General features: G+C 38.6%; 9 protein-coding genes. 6 read left to right on the top strand and 3 right to left on the bottom strand.

The window, feature by feature from the left end; translation table 11 throughout:
- Positions 1 to 230 precede the first annotated feature (230 nt).
- The 6 genes from GH808_RS10385 to GH808_RS10360 all read left to right on the top strand — a co-directional run bounded on the left by GH808_RS10385 (position 231) and on the right by GH808_RS10360 (position 6,290).
- The gene (locus tag GH808_RS10385; protein WP_186842721.1) at positions 231 to 1,262 is read left to right on the top strand and encodes a hypothetical protein; all 1,032 of its coding nucleotides are present in this window, start codon (positions 231 to 233) and stop codon (positions 1,260 to 1,262) included.
- A gap of 268 nt (positions 1,263 to 1,530) precedes the next feature.
- The gene (locus tag GH808_RS10380) at positions 1,531 to 1,767 is read left to right on the top strand and encodes an acyl carrier protein (RefSeq protein ID WP_186842720.1); all 237 of its coding nucleotides are present in this window, start codon (positions 1,531 to 1,533) and stop codon (positions 1,765 to 1,767) included.
- Positions 1,751 to 2,509, top strand: a complete 759-nt coding sequence (locus GH808_RS10375; RefSeq protein ID WP_186842719.1) for an SDR family NAD(P)-dependent oxidoreductase — start codon at positions 1,751 to 1,753, stop codon at positions 2,507 to 2,509. The genes GH808_RS10380 and GH808_RS10375 overlap by 17 nt, the downstream gene beginning before the upstream one ends.
- 19 nt (positions 2,510 to 2,528) lie before the next feature.
- The gene (locus GH808_RS10370; RefSeq protein ID WP_186842718.1) at positions 2,529 to 3,959 is read left to right on the top strand and encodes an AMP-binding protein; all 1,431 of its coding nucleotides are present in this window, start codon (positions 2,529 to 2,531) and stop codon (positions 3,957 to 3,959) included.
- Between the two features lie 32 nt (positions 3,960 to 3,991).
- The gene (locus GH808_RS10365) at positions 3,992 to 5,077 is read left to right on the top strand and encodes a LuxE/PaaK family acyltransferase (RefSeq protein WP_186842717.1); all 1,086 of its coding nucleotides are present in this window, start codon (positions 3,992 to 3,994) and stop codon (positions 5,075 to 5,077) included.
- Positions 5,061 to 6,290 carry an acyl-CoA reductase gene (locus tag GH808_RS10360; RefSeq protein WP_243166186.1) on the top strand — a complete coding sequence of 410 codons (1,230 nt, stop codon included), beginning with the start codon at positions 5,061 to 5,063 and terminating at the stop codon, positions 6,288 to 6,290. Before GH808_RS10365 ends, GH808_RS10360 begins: the two co-directional genes overlap by 17 nt.
- A gap of 58 nt (positions 6,291 to 6,348) precedes the next feature.
- Here GH808_RS10360 and GH808_RS10355 read toward each other — a convergent pair whose 3' ends face one another.
- From GH808_RS10355 to GH808_RS10345, 3 genes are read right to left on the bottom strand one after another with little or no spacing between them, the layout of a single operon-like run.
- A complete protein-coding gene (locus GH808_RS10355; protein WP_186842715.1) occupies positions 6,349 to 7,299 on the bottom strand; it encodes a DUF2920 family protein in 951 nt (316 codons plus the stop codon).
- A gap of 13 nt (positions 7,300 to 7,312) precedes the next feature.
- Entirely contained in the window at positions 7,313 to 7,651 is a 339-nt protein-coding gene (locus GH808_RS10350; protein WP_186842714.1) for an EscU/YscU/HrcU family type III secretion system export apparatus switch protein, read from the bottom strand.
- A complete protein-coding gene (locus GH808_RS10345; RefSeq protein WP_186842713.1) occupies positions 7,638 to 9,242 on the bottom strand; it encodes a hypothetical protein in 1,605 nt (534 codons plus the stop codon). The genes GH808_RS10350 and GH808_RS10345 overlap by 14 nt, the downstream gene beginning before the upstream one ends.
- Between the last annotated feature and the right edge of the window lie 179 nt (positions 9,243 to 9,421).

The raw sequence follows: 9,421 nt of genomic DNA, 5'->3' as shown, positions 1-9,421 counted from the left end.
ATATAATGAAGAAATTGTTAATTTTGTAAAATCAAAAAATTGTATCCTAGGGTTAACAACTGATGTAAGAATTGCAGATATTACTAAGGAAAATCCATTTACATTGCCAAGGTTGGATACTAATGATTTGCCACCGAAATCTGAAAATTATCGCAATTATTATTGATGTAAAAAAGTGGAATTATTCAACAGACATTGAATTGAAAATGAATAGTGAAAGAGGTTATGTAGTGAATAAGTATGATGAAAATTATAATTTTCGCCAGGCAAATAGCGATGATATAGATAAAATAATGTGTTTTATAAAAAGAAAATGGCGAAATAATCATATTTTAGGTAATAATAAAGATTTCTTTTTATACGAACATGGAAATGAAGATAAATTAAATTTTATCATTTGTGAAGACAAATCCACTGGAAAAATGGTTGGGATGCATGGATTTATTCCTTATTCTAATAGTGATCATCAATATTATCATGTTTGTGCAGTAATGATTATGGTTAGTGGTGAAAACCTGATACCGATGGTTGGAGTGGAGTTAATTAAACGTTTTATCAGTATTACAAATTATCAAACGTATTGTGGTATCGGAACGAACCCAGAGACAATGGTGCCACTGGGAAAACATTTATTTGGTAGAACGACTGGAATCATGCAACACTACTATAGGTTAAATGATCTTTCAGATTATAAAATAGCAGTTATTAAAAATAAGAAAATTCAGAGACTAGATAATCAGTTAAATGCGGTATTGGTAAATGTGGAGAATCTAACGGATTTGGATGGCTTTTTTGATTTTGAAAAAAAATACGAAAAACTACCTTACAAGTCAAAAAAATACATAGAAAAAAGATATTTTTTGCATCCAATATACAAGTATTTAAAGTGGAAAGTAATATATGAAGACGAAACGAAAGGGCTACTTGTTGGGAAAGAAATAACGGTAAATGGCAGCACAATAATGCGAATTGTTGATTATATCGGAGATTTAAGTGTTTTAAAATATCTTGGGGAACCGATAAAATTAATGTTGAATAATAAAAATTATGAATATGTAGATTGTTTTTCAAATGGATTAGCAAGAGAAGATATGGAACAGGCTGGTTTTTTTCTTCTCGAAAAAGAAGACAAAAATATTATTCCCAACTATTTTGAACCATTTATTCAAAAAAATGTCGAAATATGGTTTGAAACAAGCGAAAAAGATATGGTTCTATTTAAAGCAGATGCTGATGCAGATAGACCAAATACATGTCAGTGAGTGAAAATACATTAATTAGAGAAAATGAAAAACTGACAAATATGGAAGGTAATTGTATTTATTATTGAATTTTTAAGTGTTGCGAAAAGTAAAGGTGCGCAAAAGATATCAACGAATATTTCTACGAATAATGAAAGTGCCATAAGAATTCATGTGAAGAATCGATTTCAATTTAAAGAAATTTTCTATGTTTACATAAAATATAAAAAACAAGTATCAAGTAAATATATATGACGATGTACAATATAGGATGAAAGGGAGAATACAAATGACAAATTTAGAAAAATACACCCAAATATTTACTACGGTTTTTGAAATTGAAGAAAGTAAGCTTAAGGATTTGGAGTATCAGGGAATCAAAGCCTGGGATTCTGTTGGACATATGAGCTTGATTTCAGAAATTGAAGATTGCTTTGATATTATGCTGGATACAGATGACATCATTGAACTATCGACTTTTGAAAAGGGTAAGGAGATTTTAAAAAAATATGATATCGAAATCTGAACTCCTCAAAGGTAAAGTCTGTTTAGTGACTGGGACAAGCCGGGGTATCGGACATGGAATTATTGAAACATTTATTGCGGCAGGTGGGATTGTCTATGCTAATGCTCGAGAACCTGAAAGTATTGATGCTGTTGTTTGCGAGATGAATCAAAAATATGATGGAAGGGTTATTCCAACTTACTTTGATGTAACAGATACTGCCGCTGCAAAAAAAGCGATTATGCAGATAAAAAAAGAAACTGGAAAATTGGATGTACTTGTAAATAATGCTGGAGTCATGAAAGATGCACGTATTGGAATGATACCGCATCAACTGATGGAAGACACTTTTGAAGTTAATGTTTTTGCAATGATTGAATTAATCCAATTGGCAGCAAAGATTATGACACGTCAAAAAAACGGGAGTATTATCAATCTATCTTCTATTGTCGGGGTGAATGGAAATATAGGACAAATGGTGTACAGTGCTTCAAAAGGAGCGGTGATAGCCCTTACAAAAACAGCCGCTAAAGAATTGGCATCCTGCAACATACGTGTAAATGCGATTGCGCCAGGGATGATCGATACAGAAATGTTTCGATCCATTGGTGAAGAGTATCTTCAAGAAAGAATCGACAATATAAAAATGGGAAGGTTGGGCACGCCGGAAGATGTTGCAAATACCTGCCTGTATCTTGCGTCAGATTTATCTGCTTATGTAACAGGCCAAATCCTTGGTGTTGATGGGGCAGCTTTGGTTTAGAAAGAAAAGGAAGAATGCGATGTTTTTTAATAAACAAGATAAAAATGCATTCGCCGCCATACAGGATAACGGCGAATGTATTACCTATAATCAATTAAAAGAAGCTTCTCAAAGCATGAGTGGTCAGATTCCAAAAAGAAGTCTTGTCTTTTCCTTGTGCGAAAACAGCATCGGTTCATTGGTAGGCTATACGAGCTTTCTAGACAATCAAATTGTTCCTTTGCTTTTAGACAGTGGTTTAGACCAGGAATTGTTAGCTCATTTGATTGAAGTCTATCAACCAGGATATCTTTGGGTGTCCGATCAAAAAAAAGCGGATCTATTGAAACAACATCCGGAGTATCACCAAACATTGGAAGCATACAACTATACATTATTAAAAACCACTTATGAACCAAGTCCATTGTATGAAGATCTGGCACTACTACTGACCACCTCCGGCTCTACCGGGAGTCCCAAATTAGTCCGTCAGAGTTACAAAAATATTCAGTCGAATGCTGAAGCGATAGTCGAGTATTTGGAAATCACAGACAGAGAACGTCCCATTACAACGCTTCCGATGAATTACACCTATGGTTTATCTATTATTAACAGCCACCTATATAAAGGGGCGACCATATTATTAAGCAATAAAGGTTTGATGCAAAAGGAATTCTGGACATTTTTCAAAAAAGAAGAAGCGACATCTTTTGGTGGGGTTCCTTATACTTATGAGATGCTTAAACGGCTGCGCTTTTTCAGAATGGATTTACCGAGTCTTAAGACGATGACACAGGCAGGAGGAAAGCTCTCACCAGAACTGCACAAAGAGTTTGCCCAGTATGCTCAGGAGCATCAAAAGCGTTTTTATGTGATGTATGGACAAACGGAAGCAACGGCTCGAATGTCATACTTACCGTATAAAGACTCTTTAAGAAAATATGGGAGCATGGGAATTGCCATTCCCGGTGGAAAATTTTCGCTTATTGATGTTGACGAAAAAGAAATTACGGAACCGGAAATTACTGGAGAGCTGGTTTACCAGGGGCCAAATGTTACCTTGGGTTACGCTGAGGAAAGAGAAGATCTGGCTAAAGGTGATGAAAACAACGGCATTCTTACCACAGGAGATATGGCGAAGCGTGACAAAGATGGTTACTACTACATCGTCGGGCGTAAAAAACGTTTTATTAAGATTTTTGGTAATCGAGTGAATCTCGATGAAACGGAACGGATGCTGAAAACAGCCTTCGAAGATATGGAATGTGCCTGCAGCGGGGTAGATGATAAAATGAAAATCTACATCACTGATGAGACAAAAAAAGAGATTGTTAAAAAATATGTATCGGAAAAGACAGGGATTCATTTTTCAGCCTTTGATGTGAAACACATTTCAGAAATTCCCAAAAATGAAGCAGGAAAAACATTGTACATAAAATTAGAAGAAACAGTCAATGCTTTAATTGACTAATACTGAACAAAGTGTTTCAAAAGAGGTCAATTATGATAGATTATGAGAAAATATTAAATATTCCACCATACGCTTATGATAAAAAAGAAAAAGAGGCTTTTCTCACTGAGATTTTAAAAGACTTAACAAAACATCATTATCAGAATTGTTCTCAGTATAAAGGAATATTGGATGCCTTGAACTTTAATTCTGAAGCAGGAATACGAAGCTACCAAGATATCCCATTTTTGCCGGTGAGCCTTTTTAAAAAGCTTGAACTCAAAAGTATTAAAGATGAAGAAATTTTTAAAACCATGACTTCTTCAGGAACAACAGGTCAAGCCGTGTCAAAGATATATCTGGACAAGGAAACCGCCAGTCATCAGCAAAAAACTCTGGTGAAAATCGTCTCAAATTTCACAGGTTCAAGTCGGATGCCCATGCTGATTATAGATTGTCCGTCTGTGGTCAAAAACAGAGCCATGTTTTCAGCCAGAGGTGCGGGAATTCTGGGATTTTCTATTTTTGGTGCAAACAAAACCTATGCGCTGGATGATGACATGAATCTTAACCTGGATGCAATTGAGACGTTCCTGGAAAAACACCAAGGCAAACCCATTCTTCTTTTTGGATTTACTTTTATGATCTGGCAGCATTTCTACAAAGAACTGAAAAAGCAAAACAAAAAGATCGATTTATCCCAGGGTATCTTAATTCATGGCGGTGGATGGAAAAAACTGCAGAATGAATCGGTTAATCCGCAAGCTTTTAAAGACGCTCTTCGTGATGTTAGTTTCATAAAAAAAATTTATGATTACTACGGTATGGTTGAACAAACTGGATGTGTTTATATGGAATGTGAAGAAGGTCACTTGCATGCCAGTATCTTTTCAGATATCCTCACCAGGAGAAGCATTGATTTTACCCCCTGTGATATTGGCGAAACCGGCATCATTGAAGTCGTTTCGATTTTGCCAAAATCATACCCGGGTCATGTTTTGTTAACCGAAGATGAAGGTGTGATTTTAGGAGAAGACGACTGCCCTTGCGGCCGTTCTGGTAAATATTTTAAAATTCACGGACGACTGAAAAATGCTGAAATAAGGGGGTGCAGTGATACATATGGACCGCAAAAATAACGAGGCTGATTTGGAAGAAATAAAGTATTATATCGGAACAAAAAAAACACTGGAAGAAATGCCGAAGCTTAAAGCCTTTCAGCCGTTTGCAGCAGAAGTCATCAGCTATTTAAATGCATTATCCAAAGAACTGTTAAGAAATAAAAAAGCCAAAGTTTATCCCGATGTGGTTACCTTTGGCTTTTGGTGTAGAAAAGCCGCGATGGAAGAACTGAAGAAAGACTATACAGATAAAATTGAACACCGTTATGGCAGAGGGATTGCTTTTCACATTGCGCCATCCAATGTACCTGTCAATTTCGCCTATTCCATGGTGGCAGGACTACTGGCAGGAAATGCCAACATCGGCAGGCTTCCATCAAAAGAGTATGAACAAGTTGATTTAATCATTGAAGCGATGGAAAGAACGCTGGGGAATCCCAAATATGAAAACTTGCGACCCTATTTCTGTTTGATCAAATATGGCCATTCTGAAAAGATTACGGAGTATTTGTCAGCTCTTTGCGATACCCGTATTATCTGGGGAGGAAACCAGACCATTGAAACCATCAGAAGAGCAGCACTCAAACCCAGGGCCATAGAAGTAACTTTTGCTGACCGTTATTCCATGGCGATCATCAATGCAGATCAGTATCTGGAAGCGATGGATAAAGAAAAAATCGCCAGAGGCTTTTATAATGATACCTATTTAACCGATCAGAATGCCTGTACATCTCCAAGAATTATTTTTTGGATGGGTAATCATATTAATGAAGCGCAGGAAGAATTCTGGAAGCGTCTAAATACCATTGTAGAAAAAGAATATAACCTCCAAGGCGTTCAGGCCGTGAGTAAGCTGACAACACTATGCGAATTAGGAGCAACGCATCAAGGGGTTCACCAAATAATAACGAAAAACAATTTAACCATCCGTGTGGCACTGGAAAAAATTGAAGAAGATTTAATGGACTACCGGGGAAACAGCGGTTATTTCATGGAATGCAGAGTAAAGAATCTGGATGAATTATTGCCGCTTTGCAAGAGTCAGTGCCAGACATTATCCTATTATGGTGTGGATCTCAGTCAGATTGAAGAATTCCTAAGAAATAATCGCCCGCAGGGGATCGACCGTGTTGTGCCCATTGGGAAAACCATGGATTTTGAACTGGTTTGGGATGGGGTTGATTTAATTGAACGATTGACAAGGGTAGTAAAGATTATATATGATAATTAAAAGACAAAAAATATTGTCAAAGAAAAGCGGCTATAATACTTGAAATCAATATCCATTATTACCTGTTTTTTAGTTCACGTGTGAGTACAGGTATTTGGCTTTTGAAATTAAATAAATAACTATATTTTTGTGTTTCAATTCGATGGCTGCTGATTTTTATATTTGTCGACTTACCAGAAGTATTGTAAAGGTTTTTCATCACATAATCATAGAGTTTTAAATAATCAGCATCAAGACTATGACTAGGAGATTTAAACACATCGTTAAGATTTGAACGATCAATTTTATGCAAAAAGCATTTTCTCATAGGCAGACAAAAATTTTCTTTGTCTACAAAACGAATTAAAGTATCTTCAGCTCCGTGAAAAGAATGAATAATACATTTATTTTTAAAATGCTTATAAAGAGAATTTAAGTTATAAATATCAAGATCAAGATTATCAAAAGAACGAATAAGGTAGTGGAAAATAGTCTGATTACCACCGCAAGTTAAATATCGGTCATTCAACATATATACAGGATATAACCAGCTTGAATTATCTATGATTAAGTTGAATAATCCAGGAGCGAATCGATTGGATAAATATGATATATATGCGCCATGAGAGTGACCATACGAAATAATCTTACTTGCATTAAAAGTAAGATTATTGTCTTTCAATATTTCAGAAATCATAATAATACTAAAAATATTGTCAACTGCCTGCATTGGCCCCATATCATTAAAATTTTCCAGTGTTTCCTGAAGAATTTCGCTCTGCATAAATTCCCAGCCAAAGTAATTGCATTGTACGACGACCATATTGTATTTATCAGCAAACTGAGATCTCATTTTTTTATAGACATTGGAATTGGCGTTGCCACCAAAACCGGCAATTATGTTTAAAATTCCGGTATCACTGTTAACACCATTTTCAGGTTCCGAAAAAAAGATATCTAACTTTCTTGAAGATGAATTGTTGTATATGTTTGGGTGGGCGTCTATGCAAATGTTATAATCTTTACTCATATGAAAATCCTTTCTATTTAAACAATTTCTCCCCAATCCCATTATCCTCAGCCAGATTCAATAACGAGATGTAAATATTCACCACAATCTGAAACAGCTCCGGGGGGATTTCCTGTCCCATCTGGAGCTTGGAAAGCAGGGTGGCGGCGCTGTCGTCGTGGTAGACGGGGATGCCGTTTTTCTCGGCCACGTTCAGGATATTCTGGGCAACAAAACCAGAGCCGGCGGCGACGATCACCGGGGCGGCATTCTTTTTTGGATCATATTTTAAAGCGCTGACTTTTAATTTCTTGATTTCTTTTTCTGACTGCGCCTTGCTGGAAGCAGTCTTTTTTTCGTTAGATGGTGACATCAATGCCTACCTTTCTGAAAGCCAATTTGGGATAGCGTTGAAGAATGCTCTGGCTTTCCATATATTCTCCGATGCCGCATGAGGTGAGCTTGTAGCCCTGCTCTTCAATAATGCTCTTGAGCTTGTCCTTGCTGCTGCTTAAGGTATCGACCAGCGTGGACGGGCAGTTGATGTTCAGATTGATGCTTTTGTCACGGGCCAGCAGTTCCACTTCAAAATTTCCGTAGCGGTCGGTTTGAATGGTAAAAAAGATATCCGTCGATTCCTGCGCGTTCGGTTTGCTGCCATCCTTTTCGGAAGGGTCTTTGTCGATAAAAAACTCGCCGTAGGTATTGGCATCCATGAAACGAAGCGGGATCAGAAAGTGCATCAGGTTGAAGATGGGGCTTTCATTTCGCAGCATTGTATTCAGCAGCGTTTGTGCGGAGTTGACAATTTTGGTTGAATTGGCGTCATCCAGCGCTTTTTCCAGCAGGTGAGCCAGCTCGACTTTGTCGCCGTCGAGCGTATTCTGGGCCGCTGAATTGATCCGGTCGGAAAGAATCTCGGCTTCTTTGGCATGGAGAAAAAGCTGCTTTTTCATATCCACAATTTCGGCATCGGTTAAATTCGATAAGGGTTTTAATGCATTGGCAAATTTTACGACTGACGCTTCCAGCTGTTCGGGGTTGGCCTTGTCGTATCGGACGATATGATCAATGATGGTGGAGACCGACTGATAGACTTTGTCGCTGTAGGCCTGAGATGTCAAAATCTGACGCAAGACCGGGATGGTTTCGTTCTTCAGCATTTTCTGGAGCGCCTGGTAATCCAGGCCTTTGCCGTTCAGCGCGGCCTCGATTCTGGCCATCTGGGCATCCAGGTTTTTGCCGTTCTGGGAGGCTTTCAGATTGATCAGGGTCTGAAGGGTCTGGTTGGACTGCGGTTTATCACTGAGGATTGTTTTCAGATCCACCAGCTTCTGGGCATTCTGGTCGGCTGTCTTGCTGCCGGTCAGGGCCATTTCCAGCTTTGTCATCTCCTGCGCCAGCAGGGCGCGTTCCTTGGAAGGCAGGTTGGCCATCAGGCGGCTGGTTTCGGAAAAAATGTCCTGCAGCGTCTGATTCTGTTTGACAAAGGCATCGTAATTCCTCAAAATACCGGCAATAGCATCCTTGAGCTGGGGGTAACCCTCCAGTTTGGCCAGTGACCGCAGGCTGTCGAAAAACGCGCCTTTGAAGATCGTATCGGTTTTATCCCGGGTCAGCAGTTCGCTTAACAGGTCCTGGGAATTGATGAAGATGCCGTTGAGCAGCTCTTTGGGGATGCCATCGACGGAGCCATCAAAAAGCTGGGCCACCAGCACCAATTTTCGCAGGCTGTCGGCTTCAGCCGCGGTGCTGTTGAGCAGCGGCTTTAGAATCTCTTTTTGCAGGTTCTGGAATAATGTGTCCCGGAAGCTCTCCTGCTGAAGATTATCGGCTGTCTGATCGGTTTTGATGCTGATATCCTGATTGTTCAGATCAAAAATGGCATCGCTGGGTATCTGCTTGTTGGTGACGTCAGTGGTTTTCGGTGACTGAACCGTGGAAGTGATTTTAATTCCGTCCATCGGAGAACTCCTTTCGTTGAGCAATTGCGAATCGGGTGTGGGTGTTGGCGGGCGATTGATAATCGCCCCTACGAACGAAGCGAGACGCTTGTATTTGTAATTAGAATTATACTTGAAGATTTTAATTTAGGCAATCATTTAAAGTCCGACTAAGGCAGATTTCATAGAATTCTGAATTT

This window comes from Acetobacterium fimetarium, from assembly GCF_014284475.1.
In the GTDB taxonomy this organism is placed as follows: Bacteria; Bacillota; Clostridia; order Eubacteriales; family Eubacteriaceae; genus Acetobacterium; species Acetobacterium fimetarium.
The sequence above is the reverse complement of the archived record's forward strand: the minus strand, read 5'-3'. Positions and strand labels throughout refer to the sequence as shown.